The 18,328-nt window shown below is 71.8% G+C and carries 13 protein-coding genes and 3 pseudogenes; 12 read left to right on the top strand and 4 right to left on the bottom strand.

The features are described 5' to 3' along the window. Positions 1–270: 270 nt before the first annotated feature. Both ACZ42A_RS06755 and ACZ42A_RS06750 read left to right on the top strand, forming a co-directional pair. Positions 271–1,698, top strand: coding sequence for an MFS transporter (locus ACZ42A_RS06755; RefSeq protein ID WP_468526158.1), 1,428 nt, complete (start codon positions 271–273; stop codon positions 1,696–1,698). Between the two features lie 211 nt (positions 1,699–1,909). Beyond that, the gene (locus tag ACZ42A_RS06750; protein WP_468526037.1) at positions 1,910–2,479 is read left to right on the top strand and encodes a TetR/AcrR family transcriptional regulator; all 570 of its coding nucleotides are present in this window, start codon (positions 1,910–1,912) and stop codon (positions 2,477–2,479) included. Positions 2,480–2,913: 434 nt separating this feature from the next. Here the strand turns inward: ACZ42A_RS06750 and ACZ42A_RS06745 are convergent. Further along, positions 2,914–3,030 (bottom strand): annotated as a pseudogene (locus ACZ42A_RS06745) (TetR family transcriptional regulator); the annotation flags it as partial. 93 nt (positions 3,031–3,123) lie between these two features. Between ACZ42A_RS06745 and ACZ42A_RS06740 the strand changes: the two are divergent. The 5 genes and pseudogenes from ACZ42A_RS06740 to ACZ42A_RS06720 all read left to right on the top strand — a co-directional run. Continuing rightward, positions 3,124–3,577: pseudogene (locus ACZ42A_RS06740) on the top strand (SDR family NAD(P)-dependent oxidoreductase); the annotation flags it as partial. A gap of 324 nt (positions 3,578–3,901) precedes the next feature. Continuing rightward, on the top strand, positions 3,902–4,999 hold the full coding sequence (locus ACZ42A_RS06735) for an IS110 family RNA-guided transposase (RefSeq protein ID WP_468526157.1): 1,098 nt from the start codon (positions 3,902–3,904) through the stop codon (positions 4,997–4,999). A gap of 32 nt (positions 5,000–5,031) precedes the next feature. Beyond that, a complete protein-coding gene (pcaDC, locus tag ACZ42A_RS06730) occupies positions 5,032–6,339 on the top strand; it encodes a bifunctional 3-oxoadipate enol-lactonase/4-carboxymuconolactone decarboxylase PcaDC (protein WP_468526036.1) in 1,308 nt (435 codons plus the stop codon). Positions 6,340–6,378: 39 nt separating this feature from the next. Beyond that, a complete protein-coding gene (locus ACZ42A_RS06725) occupies positions 6,379–7,014 on the top strand; it encodes an MBL fold metallo-hydrolase (RefSeq protein WP_468526156.1) in 636 nt (211 codons plus the stop codon). Positions 7,015–7,252: 238 nt separating this feature from the next. Then, positions 7,253–8,032, top strand: coding sequence for an exodeoxyribonuclease III (locus tag ACZ42A_RS06720; RefSeq protein WP_468526035.1), 780 nt, complete (start codon positions 7,253–7,255; stop codon positions 8,030–8,032). Between the two features lie 3 nt (positions 8,033–8,035). On the opposite strand, the gene ACZ42A_RS06715 is transcribed toward ACZ42A_RS06720, so the two are convergent. Next, positions 8,036–9,796 carry an SGNH/GDSL hydrolase family protein gene (locus tag ACZ42A_RS06715; RefSeq protein ID WP_468526155.1) on the bottom strand — a complete coding sequence of 587 codons (1,761 nt, stop codon included), beginning with the start codon at positions 9,794–9,796 and terminating at the stop codon, positions 8,036–8,038. A gap of 173 nt (positions 9,797–9,969) precedes the next feature. On the opposite strand from ACZ42A_RS06715, the gene ACZ42A_RS06710 reads away from it, so the two are divergent. Together ACZ42A_RS06710 and ACZ42A_RS06705 are read left to right on the top strand one after the other, a co-directional pair. Continuing rightward, positions 9,970–10,377: a DUF6278 family protein gene (locus ACZ42A_RS06710; RefSeq protein ID WP_468526034.1), complete on the top strand. Its 408-nt coding sequence runs from the start codon at positions 9,970–9,972 to the stop codon at positions 10,375–10,377. A gap of 169 nt (positions 10,378–10,546) precedes the next feature. Continuing rightward, positions 10,547–10,651, top strand: a pseudogene (locus ACZ42A_RS06705) (amino acid ABC transporter ATP-binding protein); the annotation flags it as partial. A gap of 181 nt (positions 10,652–10,832) precedes the next feature. On the opposite strand, the gene ACZ42A_RS06700 reads toward ACZ42A_RS06705, so the two are convergent. Together ACZ42A_RS06700 and ACZ42A_RS06695 are read right to left on the bottom strand one after the other, a co-directional pair. Then, positions 10,833–12,401, bottom strand: coding sequence for a CocE/NonD family hydrolase (locus tag ACZ42A_RS06700; RefSeq protein ID WP_468526033.1), 1,569 nt, complete (start codon positions 12,399–12,401; stop codon positions 10,833–10,835). Positions 12,402–12,497: 96 nt separating this feature from the next. Next, positions 12,498–13,247 (bottom strand): hypothetical protein, encoded by a 750-nt coding sequence (locus tag ACZ42A_RS06695; protein WP_468526032.1) that lies wholly within the window; start codon positions 13,245–13,247, stop codon positions 12,498–12,500. An 82-nt stretch (positions 13,248–13,329) separates the two neighbouring features. Here ACZ42A_RS06695 and ggt point away from each other — a divergent pair, with 82 nt between their 5' ends. The 3 genes from ggt (at position 13,330) to ACZ42A_RS06680 (ending at position 18,265) form a co-directional block, all read left to right on the top strand. Continuing rightward, a complete protein-coding gene (gene ggt, locus ACZ42A_RS06690) occupies positions 13,330–15,129 on the top strand; it encodes a gamma-glutamyltransferase (protein WP_468526031.1) in 1,800 nt (599 codons plus the stop codon). Positions 15,130–15,252: 123 nt separating this feature from the next. Next, the gene (locus ACZ42A_RS06685) at positions 15,253–16,866 is read left to right on the top strand and encodes a hypothetical protein (RefSeq protein WP_468526030.1); all 1,614 of its coding nucleotides are present in this window, start codon (positions 15,253–15,255) and stop codon (positions 16,864–16,866) included. Positions 16,867–16,975: 109 nt separating this feature from the next. Continuing rightward, on the top strand, positions 16,976–18,265 hold the full coding sequence (locus ACZ42A_RS06680; RefSeq protein WP_468526029.1) for an AAA family ATPase: 1,290 nt from the start codon (positions 16,976–16,978) through the stop codon (positions 18,263–18,265). The last annotated feature ends 63 nt before the right edge of the window (positions 18,266–18,328 follow it).

Below are 18,328 nucleotides of genomic sequence, written 5' to 3'. Positions count from 1 at the left end.
GACCGGTTCAGAGTGTAAACCGATCGGTTTCCGAGAGTAAGCGCCACGCACACCCATCGCCCGAATGGCACCCGGATGGCGCCGGGAGGCGGCTTTCCCTCGCTTGCGTTGCGAAAACCGATCTGTTTTCCTGGAGGAAACCGATCGGTTTCCCATCGGTGTCCGGTCCATGCCAATAATCAGCAGCCAAGGGGAAAAGTGAGTACCACCATCGACCGCGGGGCGCCCGCCTCCGGAAAGACAGACTCGGGCCGCCGCGGCTCACACGCCATGCGCTGGTGGGTGCTCGTCGTGCTGGGCACGGCACAGCTGATGGTCACGCTCGACGCGACCGTCGTGAACATCGCGCTGCCCGCAGCCCAACATGACCTCGGTTTCGGTGACGGCAGCCGGCAGTGGGTGATCACGGGTTACGCCCTGGCGTTCGGCAGCCTGCTGCTGCTCGGTGGCCGACTCGGTGACCTGTTCGGCCGGCGTACCACCTTCGTGACCGGCCTGGTCGGTTTCGCGGGCGCGTCCGTCGCCGGCGGCGCGGCCGGCAGCTTCGAGGTCCTGGTCGGGGCACGTGTGGCACAGGGTCTCTTCGCCGCCCTGCTGGCACCCGCGGCCCTCTCACTGCTCAGCGTGACCTTCACTCAGCCGTCCGAGAGGCCGAAGGCGTTCGGCATCTTCAGTGCATTGTCCGGTGCGGGTGCCGCGGTCGGGCTGCTGCTCGGCGGCATGCTCACCGAATGGACATCGTGGCGCTGGGTGATGTACGTGAACGTCATCTTCGCGGGCGTCGCGCTCCTCGGTGCGCTGCTGCTGCTCGCCAAGCCCGCGGTCACCGAACGGCCCCGAATAGACGTCCCGGGCACCGTCACGGTCAGCGCCGCGCTGTTCGCCATCGTCTACGGTTTCGCGCACGTCGAATCCACCAGTTGGACCGACCCGGTCAGCCTCGGGTCCCTGGCGGGCGGCGTCGTGTTGCTCGCGGTGTTCGTGTGGCTGGAGTCCCGGGTCGCGTATCCGCTGCTGCCGCTGCGACTGGTGCTGGACCGGACCCGCGGTGGTTCGTTCCTGGCGGTGTTCGTCTTGGGCATGGGGATGTTCTCGATCTTCCTGTTCCTGACCTATTACCTGGAGGCCAGCATCGGCTACTCGCCGATCGAGGCCGGTCTGGCGTTCCTGCCGATGGTCGCGGGCATTGTCGCCTCGTCGACCACGGCGCCGTCGTTGCTGCTGCCCAGGGTCGGACCGAAGGCCGTGATCACCGCCGGGTTCCTGGTCTCCGCCTTCGGCATGGCTCTGCTGACCCGGCTCACCCTGGACAGCACCTACGTCGCCCACATCATGCCCGGGATGATCCTGCTGGGTCTCGGCATCGGCGCAGTGATGACCACCGCGTTCCAGGGAGCGACCGCAGGCGTGCACCACGAGGACACGGGCGTCGCCTCAGCGCTGATCAACACCAGCCAGCAGGTGGGCGGCTCGATCAGCACGGCGCTGCTGACCACCGTCGCCTCATCGGCCACGACCGACTACCTGTCCTCGCACAAGCCTGGCGCGCTGACCGTGGCGCAGGCCGGGGTCGAGGGCTACACGGCCACCCTGGCGTGGGGTGCCGGGATCTTCATGGTCGGTGCGGCGCTCGCAGCGCTCCTGATTCCGAACCGGGCTCTGGCGCCGTCGGAGGGTGAGCCCCTGATCGCGCACTGATCCTGAATCCACCGAGGCGTTGCGGGAGGGGGAGGATTCACCCGATGTCGGCGGCACGCGCGGTCATGGTGGGCGCGGACACCGTCTTCGTGAGGGGCCCCGCCCACCAAGCTCACACGCCCGCTCGGCTGCGGGCAACTCCCGAGATCGCTCCGCCTGTTCCGTAAACCGATCGGTTTTCTGTTCGTTGGGATCGAGTTAACCTCGCGGTATGACCACCGAAGCGAAGTCAAGTTCCAGGGAGCGGCTGCTGGAGGCGGCGGCAACACTCACCTACCGAGAAGGCGTCGGCATCGGCGTCGATGCGCTGTGCAAGGCGGCGGGAGTGTCGAAGCGCTCCATGTACCAGCTGTTCGAGAGCAAGGACGAACTGCTCGCGGCGAGTCTGGAGCGGCGCACTTCCGCCTACGTGGCGGCACTCCTGCCCGCGGCGGACGACGACCGTTCACCACGGGAGCGGATCCTGCACGTCTTCGAGCAGGTGGAATCGCAGTCACGCGCGCCCGAGTTCCACGGCTGCCCCTTCCTGGCCGCGCAGATCGAGCTCAAGGACCAGGGCCACCCCGCGAGCCGGGTCGCCCATCAGATCAAGGAGAACCTGACCGCCTTCTTCCGCGCCGAGACCGAGCAGGGCGGAGCGAGTGACCCCGGTCTCCTGGCTCGACAGCTCAGCCTGGTCTTCGACGGTGCCAGCGCCCGCGCGGGCATCGGAGCGGACAAACTGACGGGCCTCATCGCGCCCACGGTGATCACCCTGCTCGACGCGGCAGGCATGCGCTGACGCATCGCCCCTCCCGAACGCTTCCCCACCGCCCGGCGTTCGGGGGAAGCCCCATAGCCGTAAGAAGTGTTGCCGAGCATGCCGCAGGCGAAGAAGCCTGCGGTCCGGTCGGCATCGGCGCCCAGCGGCAGGTGCACGGTCTCCCAGATCCTCATCCAGCCGCCTCGGACGACCTCGCCGATCAGGTCATCGCCCTGCGCCTCGGCGGCCGCCGCGACGGCGTATCCCTGCATCTGCATCAGGAGCGTTTCGGGGCGCGTCGACATCAGCTGCGCGTACGCGTTCGTCATGGCCTGAAGAGCCCGCTCGGCGCCTTCCGCCCCGTCGGCCGCCCCCTCGAAAGCCAGGCGCGTGTCCTCCATGCTCCGCGTCAAAGCGGCGACGAAGAGCGCCTTCTTGTCCGGGAAGAGCCGGAAGAGATACGGCTGTGTGACGCCGGCCCGCCTGGCGGTCGCCGCGGTGCTGGTGCCGTGGTAGCCGGCGATCGCAAACTCGGCGATCGCCGCGCGGACGACGCTCTCGCGCCTCTCCTGCGCACTGATCCTGCCCATACCGTCCTTCTCCCTGCCTGAGCTTGCATGTGGAAACCGATCGGTTTACTGCGGTAAAAACCGATCGGTTTTTCAATGAGTACGGGAGTCATGATGAGGACAGATCGGCCGGTTGCACTCGTGACGGGTGCGTCATCCGGCATCGGGAAGGAAACCGCGCTCGCACTGGTCGCAGCGGGTTTCGACGTGGTCGGCACAAGCCGCGACACCCTTCGGGGTCATGCGCATGGTGAAGGAGGTCCTGCCGCACATGCGCGCTCAGAGGCGCGGGCGCATCATCAACATCTCGTCCGTACTCGGGTTCTTGCCCCAGCCCTACATGGCCGCCTATGCCGCCTCCAAGCATGCGGTCGAGGGCTACACCGAGTCCCTGCACCACGAGGTCCGTGACCACGGCGTGCGGGCGCTTATCGTCCAACCGGCCTACACAAGGACCGGATTCGAGGCCAACGGCGCGAAGCCCGACACGCCCCTGGAGGTCTACGCGGAGCAGGGGCAGACCGTCGACCGCGTGATGGCGGAGGCGATCAGGGACGGTGACGCCCCCACACAGTGTCAGTCTTCTCCGACCAGGCTGGGCGCTGGTTCGGCTGAAGCCGTGCGACTGTGGTCGGTCATGCCAGTGCGCCGGGATCGATGGGACGGTTGCGCAGTGCCGTCCCGGACCGGGGGTCTGACTCTTGAGATCTTTGACCGAAGTGTCCAGTCACGGGCTTGTCGACTGTCCTTGCGGGATGGTGTCTGCTGTCACCGAGCCACAGGGCGTGTCCCTAGAGGGCCTTGCCGAGTTTCAGGCGCCATCACGGTTCAGACCGCCCGAGCGGGCCGGTGCCATCCGCCCAGCATGTCACCACGCAGGAGGCGAACCACCATGACGACCAGACAGCACAGCACTTCCCCCAGTACGGATCCTCCCGTGCGGAGAGAGGTCGTGCTGGGTGTTGACACGCACGGCGAGGTTCACGTCGCCGCCGTGGTGTCCCCGCTGGGGAAGGTCCTGGGCACCGAGTCCTTTCCGGCGACGGTGGCCGGCTACCGGCAGCTGCTCGTGTGGGCCCGTAAACGGGGGACGGTGCGCCGGGCCGGTGTGGAGGGCACCGGCACCTTCGGCGCGGGCCTGTCCCTCGACCTGCTGGCGCAGCAGGTCGAGGTATATGAGGTGAACCGGCCCGACCGCTCGGCCCGCCGGCTGCTGGGGAAGTCGGACCCGATCGATGCGCAGGCCGCCGCTCGAGCCGTGCTCAGCGGCCGCGCCCGGGCGCGGGCCAAGTCCGGCGACGGTCCGGTGCACAGCGCCAGGTTGTTCAAGCTCGCCAAGGACTCCGCGGTCAAGGCCCGCACCCAGGCGATCAACCAGCTCAAGGCCGTCCTGGTCATCGCTGAGCCCGCCCTGCGGGAACAGCTGTCCAGGCTGGGCAATCGCGAGCTGGTCCGCACCTGCGCGCGCCTCGCCCCGCACGACAGTGGGGGAGACGAGGACGCGGTGGCCCAGGCCACCCATCTGACGTTGCGCATGCTCGCCGAGCGCATCGAACAACTCACCGCTCAGATCGACGAGCTGAACCAACGCCTGACCCGGCTCGTCGAACGCCACGCCCCCCAGCTACTCGAACCGGTGGGCATCGGCCCCGACAGCGCCGTCACTCTCCTAATCACCATGGGAGACAACCCCGAGCGACTGAACACCGAGGCGTCCTTTGCTGCCCTTTGCGGAGTCAGCCCCGTCGAGTACTCCTCGGGCCGGCGGCGCACACGCCGGCTCAACTACGGCGGCGACCGTCAGGCGAACGCGGCCCTGCACCGCATCGTCTTCACCCGCCTGCGCCACGACCCGCGCACCCAGGCGTACTACGAACGCCGCACCCAGGAGGGCAAGACCCGCCGTGAGATCATCCGATGCCTCAAGCGATACGCAGCCCGCGAGGTCTTCAACCTGGTCAGACCGGTATCTTGCACCCCCGCGTTATAGGGGCGTCCGTGAGACGTGAGAGGGTCTGGGGCGTGAGTGAGACACCGTCGAACACCCTGCAATACCGCTTTGACGGGCCAGAAGAGGCCCCGGTCCTGATCCTCGGTCCCTCACTGGGTACTACATGGCACATGTGGGACCGGCAGGTTCCGGAGCTGACCAAGCAGTGGCGCGTCTTCCGGTTCGACCTGCCGGGCCACGGCGGCGCCCCCGCCTACCCGGCGGGTTCCGTCAGCGAGCTCACCGCCCGGCTGCTCACCACCCTCGACGGCCTCGGCGTGCAGCGCTTCGGCTACGCGGGCTGCGCGCTCGGCGGCGCCGTCGGCGTGGAGCTGGCCCTGCGCCACCCGGAGCGCCTGGCCTCCCTCGTGCTGATCGCCGCCTCCCCGAGGTTCGGCACGGCGGACGAGTTCCGCCAGCGCGGCGTGATCGTCCGCACCAACGGACTCGACCCGATCGCCCGCACCGCGCCCGACCGCTGGTTCACCTCCGGCTTCGCCGCCGCCCAGCCCGCGATCACCGACTGGGCGGTGCAGATGGTGCGCACCACCGACCCCGGCTGCTACATCGCCGCGTGCGAGGCACTGGCCACCTTCGACGTCCGGCCGGAGCTGGGCCGGGTGGGCGTCCCCACCCTGGTCCTGGTCGGCTCGGAGGACCAGGTCACCGGCCCCGCCGAAGCCCGCACCCTGGTCGCCGGGATCCCGGACGCCCGCCTCGCCGTCGTCCCCGGCGCCTCCCACCTGGTGCCCGTCGAGCAGCCCGCCGCGGTCACGGACCTGCTGGTCACCCACTTCTCCACCGCCTGGCAGCCGGTCGTCGACCCCGGCACCGGCCAGATGGCCATCGCGGCCGCCCCGGTCAAGCCGGTGCTCGCCGCGGTGCCCCCGCAGACCGCGCCGATCGCGCCCATCGCCGAGATCGCCCCGGCCGCCGCGCAGCCGCACGCCGTGGGCCGGCCGGACCCGTACGACGCCGGGATCAAGGTGCGCCGGGAGGTGCTCGGCGACGCGCACGTGGACCGGGCGCTGGCGCAGGCGGACGAGTTCTCCGGGGACTTCCAGGAGTTCGTCACCCGCTACGCCTGGGGCGAGGTCTGGGACCGCCCGGGCCTGGACCGGCGCACCCGCAGCTGCATCACCCTGACCGCCCTGGTCGCGGGCGGCCACCTGGACGAGCTGGCCTTCCACACCCGCGCCGCCCTGCGCAACGGCCTGACCCCGGCCGAGATCAAGGAGGTGCTGCTGCACGCCGCCGTCTACTGCGGCGTACCGGCGGCGAACAGCGCGTTCCGGGTGGCGCAGCAGGTGATCCGGGAGGAGACCACGCCCCAGGAGTGAGCGCACGTCCCGCCCGGACGGCAGGATGACCCCATGAAGCTGAAGCTCACGAAGAAGTCGCACGCCTGCGTCCGTCTGGAGAAGGACGGGCGCACGCTCGTCCTCGACCCCGGCGGATTCAGCGAGGCGGACGCCGCCGTCGGCGCGGACGCGATCCTCGTCACGCACGAGCACCCCGACCACTTCGACGAGGTGCGGCTGCGGGCCGGGATGGAGGCCAATCCGGCGGCCGAGATCTGGACCCTGAAGTCGGTCGCGGAGCAGCTCTCGGCGGCGTTCCCGGGGCGGGTGCACACCGTCGGCCACGGCGACACCTTCACGGCCGCGGGCTTCGACGTTCAGGTCCACGGCGAGCTGCACGCGGTGATCCACCCGGACATCCCGCGCATCACCAACGTCGGCTACCTGATCGACGGCGGCAAGGTCTTCCACCCCGGCGACGCCCTCACCGTCCCCGACCACCCGGTGGAGACGCTGATGCTCCCGGTCATGGCCCCGTGGAGCAAGATCTCCGAGGTCATCGACTACGTCCGCGAGCTGCGCCCGCAGCGCGCCTACGACATCCACGACGCCCTCCTCACCGACCTCGCCCGCCCGATCTACGACCGCCAGATCGGCGCGCTGGGCGGCTCGGAGCACCTGCGGCTGACGCCCGGAGACTCCGCGGAGCTGTAAGCCCTGTCGTTTGGATCATCCCGGCGTCGCGGGGTCTGGCACGCACATCTGCCGCGTTGTCGTCACTCGCCGACGCTCCGCGTCGACTCCCTCCTCCGCCTTGCAGCTGCACGCACCAGACCCCGCTCGAGTCGGCCAAGACGCACCGCACCTCACAGCCGGGCTGATCCAAACGACAGGGCCTAGCGGCCACCCGGGCGGGACCGCGTTGTCAGTCCCGCCCGGTAGGTTGTGAGGCATGCGCATCGCGACCTGGAACGTGAACTCGATCACCGCCCGCCTGCCGAGGCTCCTGGCCTGGCTGGAGAGCAGCGGCACCGACGTGCTCTGCCTCCAGGAGGCCAAGGTCGCCGAGGAGCAGTTCCCGTTCGACGAGCTGCGCGACCTCGGCTACGAGGCGGCGGTGCACGCGACCGGCCGCTGGAACGGCGTGGCGGTGCTCTCCCGCGTCGGCATCGAGGACGTGGTCAAGGGCCTGCCCGGCGACCCCGGCTTCGACGGCGTGGTGGAGCCCCGCGCCATCTCCGCGACCTGCGGCCCGGTCCGCGTCTGGTCGGTGTATGTGCCGAACGGCCGTGAGGTGGAGCACCCGCACTACGCGTACAAGCTCCAGTGGTTCGAGGCCCTGAAGGCGGCGGTCGCGGGCGACGCGGGCGGCAGCCGCCCGTTCGCCGTGATGGGCGACTACAACGTGGCCCCGACCGACGACGACGTCTTCGACCCGGCCGCCTTCGAGGGCTCCACCCACGTCACCCCGGCCGAGCGCGCCGCCCTCGCCTCGCTTCAGGAGGCGGGCCTCGCCGACGTGGTCCCGCGCCCCCTGAAGTACGACCACCCGTTCACGTACTGGGACTACCGCCAGCTCTGCTTCCCCAAGAACCGCGGCATGCGCATCGACCTGGTCTACGGCAACCAGCCGTTCGCCAAGGCCGTCAAGGACGCCTACGTGGACCGCGAGGAGCGCAAGGGCAAGGGCGCCTCGGACCACGCGCCGGTCGTGGTCGACCTGGACGTGTAGCCGTCACAGCAGCCGCAGGTCCACCGACTCCGCCAGCGCCGCCAGGCCGGCGTCCCCCGGATGCAGGTGGTCCCCGCTGTCGTACGAGGGCAGCATCCGGGACGGCCGCGCGGGGTCGCGGATCACCGCGTCGAAGTCCAGCACCCCGTCGAAGACGCCGGCGCGGCGGATCCAGTCGTTGACGGCGACCCGCTCGGCGTCGACGGCGGCCGTGCAGCGGACCTCGCCCTCGCAGGGCAGGATCGTCGCCGCCAGCACCCGCAGCCCGCGGGCGTGCGCGCGATCGGCGATCTCCCGCAGCCCGGCGGTCACCCGCGCCGCGGTCGTGCCCCAGCGGACGTCGTTGACGCCCTGGAAGACGACCACCGTGCGGGCCGAGGTCTGGGCGAGGACGTCCCGGTCGAGCCGGTGCAGGGCGCTCACCCCGCCGGAGCTGGTGGAGACGCCGTCGCCCGGGTAGACGTCGGTGACCACGCGGTTCGCCGAGATGCCCTGGTTGAGCACGCCGTAGTGCGGCACCTCGTCCTGCGCCAGCAGCCGCCGGGCCAGCACGTTCGGCCAGCGCCGGTTGGCGTCCACCGTCGACTTGTCCCCGTCGGTGATGGAGTCGCCGAGCAGCACCACCGAGCCCGGCCCGCGGCCCACGTCCACCCCGGTGAGCAGCGGCCAGCTGGTGATGACCGAGGTGTACGCGCTCGCCGTGCCGTCGGCCGCGTGGTCGCCGGGTTCGCTGACGTACGACCGCTGCTGCGCGAGCCGGTGCACCGGCGCCGCCGGGACCGTGTGGGGGAGGTGGAAGCTGACCAGCAGATTGGCGTCGGCCGGCACGTCGAAGTCGACGGGGTCGCTATAGGCCTGCGCGCCCGCCGGGATGACGGTGCCCGGCGCGCCCCCGAACGTCAGCGGTACGGGTGTGCCGAGCGCCGCCGCGCCCGCCGCCTGGACCGCGACCGTGGTGCTGCCGATCCGTACCGGCGCGGAAGCGAAGGTGTTGTCGAGGCGCAGCCGCACCCGCGGCCCGCCCGCCGAGGTGTGCACCACCAGCCGCAGCGTCCGGTCGGTCCACGGCCCCACGGTCGGATAGCCGGAGGTCGCCGTGGTCCAGCTGCCGGTCCAGCCGGCCGTGCCCGCCCGTACCGACACCGCGAACACATGCAGTCCGGCCGCGCGCGGCAGCCGTACCGACACCACCTCGCGGTCCCGCACGAGGGGCACCGTCACGACGTACAGCCGGGCCTTCTCGGCGAGTTGGCCGCCGGGGGTGTTGATGTGCGGCAGCGCCACCGCCTTGGTGGCGAGCGGGCCGCGGCGCCAGTCGGGGGCGGTGAGCAGGTAGGAGGAGGCGGAGCCGTCGGCGTACCCGACCGTGCCCGAGCCGGTCACGTCCTGTCCGGTGGTGCCCGCGACCAGGAAGGCGAGGGCGTCGCCGTGGCCGTGCACCCGGACCTCCTGGCCGTCGGCGACGACGTTGTCCGGCTCGCCCGCGGCCCGCTTCGGCCAGGTGAGCCGGGCACCCTGCACGGTGAGCGAACGGCCGGGCGTCCAGCCGGCCGCGGCGAGGTCCCGCGCGGACAGGGAGGCGCCGGTGCCGTCGAAGTCCGCCGCGGCGGGGCGGGCGTCGTCGCTGACGGCCGTGTTGTCGAACAGCTGGGTGATCGGCTTCGGTTCGGCGGGGCGCTCGCCGGCGGCCCGGGCGGCGGCCGTCGGGGCCGCGGACGCGCACAGCAGGAGGACGACCGCCAGCCCTCGGACCCCTCGACGCACCAACCGGACCTCCCGACACAGGCGACACGGACACCGCTCCGTGAAGCTAGAGAGGGGGCGGGGACCCGTCAACGAACCGGGGGAGAACACGGCGTGAAACCGCCCGCGGGCGTGGCCGGGATCGTCCGCGTGCCCTGTGGTGCGCACGCCGGTACGAATGTCAGGCTGGAGGTATGAACATCCCTTTCCTGGGCGACCGGCACACGGAGCGTGGGACTCCCGATCCCGCGGGCATCGCCGAACTCCTGGCCGAATGTGAGCTGCTGCGTTCCCAGGCGGGCCAGGCGGGGGTCCGGCTGGACGACACGGCGGCCTCGCTGGAGGCGCTGGACCAGCTGCCGCCGCGCTGGCGGGACGACGCGGAGACGCTGCTCCGGCTGGGCAACGACGCCGGCCTGTATCTGGGCACGGTGGTGGTGCGGACGGTGCCCGGCGCGTCCTGGGAGATCCGCTCCGACGGGCAGCCGGTCGTCCTGCTCGCCTCGGGGCGGGAGGTCGACGTGGTGGCCGCCGGGCAGGAGTGGGCGGCGAGCGGGGTGCCCGAGCTGTCCCAGCTGTACGCCGAGGTCGCGGAGGCCTGAAGCGGCGCGCTGACGTAAATACGGCTTATGCCCGAAAGATGCGTGTCGTGACTTAACTCCCTTCTGGGATGGATAGTTTGCGGCCACCACGACACAGCGGAAAGTGGGTAGCGCTGAGCATGGCCGTCGATCCGTTGATCGAGCTGCGGAACGTCAACAAGTACTACGCATCCAGTCCGGGACGATCCTGCTCGACGGCAAGCCGCTGCCGGAGGAGGGCAAGGCGCTCGCCCGGCTGCGCGCCGAGGCCGGCATCGTCTTCCGGTCCTTCAGCCCTCAGGCCCTTGAGGCACCGGGGTTCCAAGATCCTCCGTCACTGAGCGGGGGGCACCGCCCATGGCCCTCGCCATCCGGGTGCCCCGCGCCCAGCGCGTCGGATCTCGACTACGATGTGCCGTTCATCCTCGTGGTGAGGACGCTTGCCCAGAGCCGGGCCGTCCGGCCGCGGCCGCCGATCACTGCTCGCGCAGCGGAATCGACACGTACGACGGGTCGTTCGCCGGTGAGGAGAAGGTCAGCCGCGCGCCGGACGGGTTGTGCTCGATGTAGAGCGGGTCGACCGTGTCGACGACCAGGGCGAGCCGGTGCCCTGCCGGGACGTCGTAGGCCGTGGAGAACAGCTCCAGGTCGACGCCGAACGGCTTTCCGGGCGTCTGTCCGTGGAAGGTGTACGGCGCGTTGCTGACCAGCTTGCCGAGGCCGAGCGGGCCCACGTCGTAGAGGTACGCGACGAGGGTTCCGCTCTCCTTGGTCGAGGTGACCGTGGTGTGCAGCGTGGCGGCGCCCCGCACCCGCTGGGCCGTGGCGTACTTCTCCGACTGCCAGACGGCGGCCCAACGGCGCGGAAGCAGGGGGATCGAGGCGACCGGGGGGACCTGGGCGACCTGGTCGAGCAGGTTGGACAGGAAGATGACCCCGCCGTCCGCCCCGGAGTTGACGTTCGTGTCGATCGTGGTGGTGCCCCCGAGGGTGATCTTCCGCTGGGTCGCGGCGACCGACTTCCAGTCCGGGTAGTCCTCGTAGCCGCCGCCCGAACGGGACTTCAGCCGCACCGGTTGCTCGCGGTCGATGCCGTTGTCCTCGCCCTTGAGATGGTGGTCGAACCAGCGCTCGGTGTCGGTCCACACGTCGTTGGGCAGCCCGAGCAGGCCCGTCGCCTCGGCGGTCGCGTGGTCGCCGGGCCGCAGCTGGAGTCTCTTCGGGCCGGTCAGCTTCTCGTAGAAGTCGGCGTACTGGTTGGGCGGGAAGATGGTGTCGCCCCAGGCGTTGGCGAGCATCACCGCCGTGCCGTGGTCGTTGATCCGGTCGACGTAGGTCGCGGGGGAGCGCTTCTTCCCCCAGGCGATCATCTCGTCCTCCTTGTCCAGGTTGGAGGCGAAGAAGTCCTGGAAGATCTGCTGGAGTTCGGCGCTCGGGCGGCCGGTGAGCTGTCCCGCGCCCTGGAGCAGGGCGGCGGCCTGGGCGTGCTGGGTGCGGCCGGAGTAGATGGAGTCGATGAGGTCGGACCAGCCGCTGAGCGCGGCGACCGCCTTGACCCGCTCGTCGTGCGCGGCGGTGAGCAGGCTGATGCCGGCGCCGTAGGAGACGCCCGCCATGCCGACGTTCCCCGCGTCGGACGGGGTGTGGGCGAGGGCCCAGTCGATCACTTTCGACGCGTCCGCTATGTCGGGTGGGCCCGCGACCTCGATATGGCCGCCGGACTGCCAGAACCCGCGCACGTTGTAGGTGACGACCACATAGCCGGAGTCGGCGAGTTTCTGAGCCTGGGCCAGATACTCGATCTGGGGCGTGGCCCAGCTCGTGGGCAGCACGATCAGCGGGTAGCGGTGCGAGCCGTCGGCGCCGGCCGGGGTGACGACGTTCGCCTTGAGCGTCGTACCGCCGTCGCCGGCGATGTCGACGAACCGGACGCCGCCGGTCGCGGCGTGGGCGGTGGGGGCGACGGTGAGGGCGCCACCGGCGACCAGGGTCGCGGAGACGGCGCCCACGGCGGTCGTGCGCAGGGCCTTGCGATGGTGTCCCACGGGTCACTCCTCACGCGTGTCAACGAAAAGTGACCCGACGGTAACCTCAGTGGCTTACCGGGGGTAACCCGTCGGTAAGTTACGTGAAAGTAACAATCATTGAAGGGCGGACGGCTCGGCTGCCGCCGGGATCGGCGACTGCGCCGCCCGCGTCACGTCCGCCACCAGCTCCACCACGTCCGGCCCGTACGCCTGCGAGTTGACCACCTTCAGGAGCAGCACGAAGGAGCCCGTGCCGTACTTGCGCGACAGCCGCTCGTGGTGGCGGGCGAGATAGCGGGTCGCGGCCTGGTTGTCGATCGCCCGCTGCCCGCAGAACAGGAACACCGGCCGCGCCTGCCGTGCCTCTCCGGCGGTGAGCCGGGCCAGCAGCACGTACTCCGTGCGGCCCGGCTCCAGCACATAGCGCTCGCCGCCGATCTGGAAGGCGCCCCGCTCCGGCCCCGGCTCGGCGTCGACGTTGACCCGCACCCCCGGCAGCAGGCTGTGCAAATGGGCCGCCATCCGGCGGTTGGAGGCCGGCCCGCCCACGCAGAACTCGGTGCGTTCACCGAAACCCTGCTGGGCCGAGTCGTGCGCGACGACCTGCGCGTGCGCGTTGCAGTCCTTGATCAGGGCCGACAGCTCCAGCAGCGCGAAGACGTCGTGCCGGGTCACCGTCAGATCCGGCCCGCCCGCGTCCCGGTTGACCACCAGCAGCGACTCGGAGTTGTCCGGCAGCCCGAAGAACGCCTGCTTGCGACGGAGTCTGCGCTTCCAGAGATAGGTGCGGGTGAACCAGCCCAGTGCGGCGCTGATGCCGGTCGCCAGCACGCCCAGGACGAGGTTGCGCACGTCGTCGTTCATGGCCGGGCATCGTAGCGGGTGCTCCTGACGTGCCCATGGTCATGGACTACGCTGCCCGAACGGCCTTTCTCTGGAGGTGCGGATGCGTCGTCCTGTCGCACGGAAGCTGTCCGTCCTGGCGGTCTCGGTCGCCGTCGTGTCGGTGGGCGCCGCCGCGCCACCCACGGCCCCGCGCACGGAGCCCGAGAAGGTCCCCGTCGCCGTCGGCCACGGCGGCGCCGTCGCCAGCGTCGACGCGGACGCCTCCGCCGTCGGCATCGAGGTGCTGAGGAACGGCGGCAACGCGGTCGACGCGGCCGTCGCCACCGCCGCCGCGCTCGGCGTCACCGAGCCCTACTCCGCGGGCATCGGCGGAGGCGGCTACTTCGTCTACTACGACGCCAAGTCCCGCACCGTGCACACCATCGACGGCCGCGAGACCGCCCCGCTGACCGCGGACTCCCAGCTCTTCCTGGAGAACGGCAAACCCCTCACCTTCGCCGAGGCCGGCACCAGCGGCCTCTCCGTCGGCACCCCCGGCACACCCGCCACCTGGCGGGCCGCCCTCGACAAGTGGGGCAGCGAACGGCTCGGCACCCTGCTGAAGCCCGCCGTGCGGCTGGCCCGCGACGGCTTCACCGTCGACGCCACCTTCCGCGCGCAGACCGCCGCCAACGAGACCCGCTTCCGGTACTTCCCCGACACCGCCGAGCTGTTCCTGCCGGACGGCGAACTCCCGGTCGTCGGCTCGACGTTCAAGAACCCTGACCTCGCCCGCACGTACGAGGAACTGGCCCGCAAGGGCGTCGGTACGCTCTACCGGGGCGATCTCGGCCAGGACGTCGTCGACACGGTCAACAAGCCGCGCGTCGACCCTGGTTCGAACTGGAACCCCCGCCCCGGCGACCTGTCCGCGAAGGACCTGGCCGCCTACCGCGTCAGGTTCCAGGCCCCCACGAAGACGTCCTACCGCGGGCTCGACGTCTACTCCATGGCGCCCTCCTCCTCGGGCGGCACCACGGTCGGCGAGGCCCTCAACATCCTGGAGCGGACCGACCTGTCGAAGGCGAGCGAGGCGCGGTACCTGCACCGCTACATCGAGGCCAGCCGGATCGCCTTCGCCGACCGCGGGCGCTGGGTCGGCGACCCGGCCTTCGAGGACGTACCAACGAAGGAACTGCTGTCGCAGCGGTACGCCGATTCGCGCGCCTGCCTCATCAAGGACGACGCGGTGCTCACCAGCCCGCTCGCCCCCGGCGACCCGCGCGACCCGGCGGCCTGCGGCACCGGCGGCACGGCGGCGCCCACGACGTACGAGGGCGAGAACACCACGCATCTGACGGTCGCCGACAAGTGGGGCAACGTCGTCTCCTACACCCTCACCATCGAGCAGACCGGCGGCAGCGGCATCACTGTTCCGGACCGCGGATTCATTCTCAACAACGAGCTGACGGACTTCTCCTTCGCTCCCGCCAACCCGGCCGTCCACGACCCGAACCTGCCCGGACCGGGCAAGCGGCCCCGGTCGTCGATGTCGCCGACGATCGTGCTGGACCGGCACGACCGGCCGGTCGTGGCCCTCGGTTCGCCCGGCGGCTCCACCATCATCACCACCGTGCTCCAGACCCTCACCGGGTTCCTCGACCGCGGCCTGCCCCTCGTCGACGCGATCGCCGCACCGCGCGCCAGCCAGCGCAACGCCGCACAGACCGACCTCGAACCGGGCCTCTACGACAGCGAGATGCGGGCCGAACTGGAGGGCGTCGGGCACGCCTTCCGGCGCAACCCGGAGATCGGCGCGGCCACCGGTGTGCAACGGCTGCCGAACGGCACGTGGCTGGCGGCGGCGGAGACGGTACGGCGGGGCGGGGGCTCGGCGATGGTCGTCCGGCCGGTGCCGTAGGCGGCCCGACTGGGCACGGCCGGTAAGGGACTGACAGATCGTCTTCGCGACGGCTACGATGTCCGCGATGATGACCTTCTCCTCGTACGGATTGGGGGAATCGTTCGCGCAAGGTGAGTGCTGATGGCACATCACTTCGCGAACGAGCTTCCATCCCGACTGCTGATGTGGCAGCGCGTGCGTGAGTACGCCGTGCCACCGTCCATGATCGAGACCGCGACCGCACGGCGTGCGGTCGGTGACTGGGCGGGGGCCTGCGCCGCCGCCCGGATCGACGTCGATCTCGATCTGCGCGCCGTGCGCGACCGCCACGGCACCGACCTCGTCCACCGCCTCCGCGCGGATCTGCGCCGGCTGGCGCCGGATCTGCTCCGCTGGCACATGCCCCGGATCGCCCCCGACGGGCGACTGCGGCCCGGCCTCACCCTCTCGCTGGCCCGTTACCGGAGTTCCGGCGCCACGCCGCTGGAACTGGTGGTGCGGACACCGCCGGCCTGGGCGGACGCCGGACAGCGGATGTCCCTGGCCCTGTGGGACGGATCCGCGAACGGCGCCCCACGGCACCACCCGCACCCGCATCCCGACCGCCGTTTCCGGCTCGACCTGCATCGGCACCTCTGGGACGCCGGGCGAAGCGGGGAACTGGCACGGCGGTGCGGTGCGGAGGCAGCACCGTCGGCGCCGCCGCCCGGCCTCCCGCTCCCGCAGGACCCGCCTGCCGCGGACGATTCCCCGTGGGCGGTGGGGCGTTGGGCCGCCGAGGCGGAGCTGCTGCTGCGGGCCGAGGGGCGTCCGCGCGGGGCGTTCACCGTGCGGCTCGGTGCCCGTCGCCGCGCCGTGCTCGAACTCGTCGCCCCCGACGACAGCCATGCCCCGACGGTCCGGCCGCTGCGGGAGACGCTGCCGCCGCAGGAGACCGCGGCGCTTCCGGTGCTGCCCGAGGCGGCGGCCCGGGTCCTGCCGGACCTGGAGCTGCTGCGGGCAGGGCTCGTCCCGGCCGAGCGGCTGCATCCGCTCGTCGCCGCGGCGCTGCCGCCGGTCTTCGGCTCCGTCCCGCCGGCCGGCTCCGCCCTGGTGCCCGGCTCCGCCCCGCCGGCCGGCTTCGCCCTGGTGTCCGGCTCCGCCCCGCCGGCCGGCTTCGCCCTGGTGTCCGGCTCCGCCCCGCCGGCCGACTTGGCCCTGGTGTCCGGCTCCGCCCCGGTGGGCGGACCGGCCGCCCTGCCCGGTGACCCGCACCGGGTGGAATGCCGGGGCGCGGTCCACCGGATCGCGCTGCGGGACGGGGTGCTGACGGCGGTCGATCACGACCCGGCCGAACTGCGCCGGGAGGAACTGCTGGTGGCGCTCGGCGGGCCGGCACTGCCCTGCCTGCGGGCGATCGACGCCGTGCACCGCAGCCCGGAGGCACTGCCCGCGGTGCGGGAGCGGCTCCGCCACGGTGACATCGCCGGGGCGCTGACCGTGGTCGAGGGGCTGCTCGGTCCCGCCGCGGTCCTGCGCGACGGGCCGCTCCGCGAGGAACTGGAGTCGGCCGCGGCGCGCCGCATCGACCACGGGCTCTTCCGCTCGGGGCTGGTCGCCGTGCACCCCGCCGCCGGTGCGGCGGACGGCGGTACCGCCGCGGGCGGGGAGCACACGGAGGCGGACCACCGTCCCCGGCTCGACCGCCGTACGCCTCTCGCGATGCGCCGCAAGCGCACCGGCCGGGGCCGGCCCCGCACCGGTCTGACCTGCTGACCACCGCGGAAGTCCCTTACCCGCACCGCGCGTTCCGGCGCCGTACGCCCCCATGACCTCCGGGACGGCCGTCCCGTTCCGTTCCCTTCTCCCACCCCAGGTGATGCCCATGACCACCAGCACCCTTCTCCCCGCACCCGCGCCCGCGCCCGCCGCCGACGCCTTCCGGACCGGCACCCAACTCGCCCTCGCCGACGACCTCCTCACCCTCCTGCGGACGACCACCACCGAGCCGCGCCCCGACGAGCAGCTCGAAGCGCTCACCCTGGCCGTCGCGGCCGACCTGCCCGTGCTGCTCTGGGGCGAGCCGGGCATCGGCAAGACCGCAGCCCTGACCCAGCTCGCCGCCTCCCTCGACCTGCCGCTGACGACCGTGATCGCCAGCGTCCACGAACCGTCCGACTTCTCCGGGCTGCCCATCGTGGGCGACGACCCGGCCGTGCAAGGGGTGCCGATGGCGCCGCCGCAATGGGCCGTGGAGCTGGTACGGGCCGGCCGGGGCCTGCTCTTCCTGGACGAACTGTCCACCGCCACCCCGGCCGTCCAGGCCGCACTGCTCCGGGTGGTCCTGGAGCGGAGGGTCGGGGCGCTGCAACTGCCGCCGGGAGTGCGGATCGTGGCCGCCGCCAATCCGCGCGCGTCGGCGGCGGACGGCTGGGAGCTGAGCCCGCCGCTGGCCAACCGGTTCGTGCATCTGTACTGGGTGCACGACCGGGAGGTGGTGGTGCGCGGGCTGGGCGGGGTCTGGCCCCGCGCGGAGCTGCCCCGGCTGGCGCCGGAGCGGCTGCCGGAGGCGGTGGCCTTCGCCCGGCGCGCGGTCTGCGGCTTCCTGGAGGCCCGGCCGACGCTGATCCACCGGCTGCCCAGCACCGAGACGCGGCGCGGCGGCGCCTGGCCCTCGCCCCGCAGCTGGGAGGCCGCGCTGACCCTGCTGGCCTTCGGTACGGCGGCCGCCGTCTCCCGCGATGTGCTGGCGCTGCTGGTGCGGGGCGCGGTGGGAGACGGCCCCGGGCTCGAACTCCTCGCCTACCTGGACCGCATGGACCTGCCGGACCCGGAGACACTGCTCGCCGATCCGGCCACCGCCGAACTCCCCGAGCGGGGCGATCTGCGCCAGGCGGCGCTGGAGGCCGTGGTCGCCGCCGTCGGGGCACGCCCCGAGCGGGAGCGGTGGGAGGCGGCCTGGGCGGTCCTCGTCCGGGCTCTGGAGACCGGCGCCCCGGACCTGTTGGTCGCCCCGGCGACGACGCTGGCCTCGCTGCGGCGCGACGACTGGGAGGTGCCGGAGACGGTGGAGCGGCTGGCCGGGGTCATCGGTCTCGCCCGGCGCGCTGACCACTCGGTGGAGCGGGTCGCGGCAGCGGCCGGCGCTCGGCAGGCGACGGGCGCACGCCGATGACGGGGGCCGCGCCGCGCCCGGTCTCGGGTGCTGTGTCTTCGCCTGCGTCGGCGGGCCCGGTGT

It is taken from the genome of Streptomyces sp. NPDC030838 (genome assembly GCF_055572035.1).
This window is presented reverse-complemented; position numbering and strand designations above follow the sequence as displayed.

Coding starts and splice junctions, on each gene's coding strand:
- ACZ42A_RS06720 (WP_468526035.1), top strand. CDS start 7,253: ATGCGCATCGCGACCTGGAACGTGAACTCGATCACCGCCCGCCTGCCG.
- ACZ42A_RS06710 (WP_468526034.1), top strand. CDS start 9,970: ATGAACATCCCTTTCCTGGGCGACCGGCACACGGAGCGTGGGACTCCC.
- ACZ42A_RS06695 (WP_468526032.1), bottom strand. CDS start 13,247: ATGAACGACGACGTGCGCAACCTCGTCCTGGGCGTGCTGGCGACCGGC.
- ACZ42A_RS06680 (WP_468526029.1), top strand. CDS start 16,976: ATGACCACCAGCACCCTTCTCCCCGCACCCGCGCCCGCGCCCGCCGCC.
- ggt (WP_468526031.1), top strand. CDS start 13,330: ATGCGTCGTCCTGTCGCACGGAAGCTGTCCGTCCTGGCGGTCTCGGTC.
- ACZ42A_RS06755 (WP_468526158.1), top strand. CDS start 271: ATGCGCTGGTGGGTGCTCGTCGTGCTGGGCACGGCACAGCTGATGGTC.
- ACZ42A_RS06750 (WP_468526037.1), top strand. CDS start 1,910: ATGACCACCGAAGCGAAGTCAAGTTCCAGGGAGCGGCTGCTGGAGGCG.
- ACZ42A_RS06685 (WP_468526030.1), top strand. CDS start 15,253: ATGGCACATCACTTCGCGAACGAGCTTCCATCCCGACTGCTGATGTGG.
- ACZ42A_RS06735 (WP_468526157.1), top strand. CDS start 3,902: ATGACGACCAGACAGCACAGCACTTCCCCCAGTACGGATCCTCCCGTG.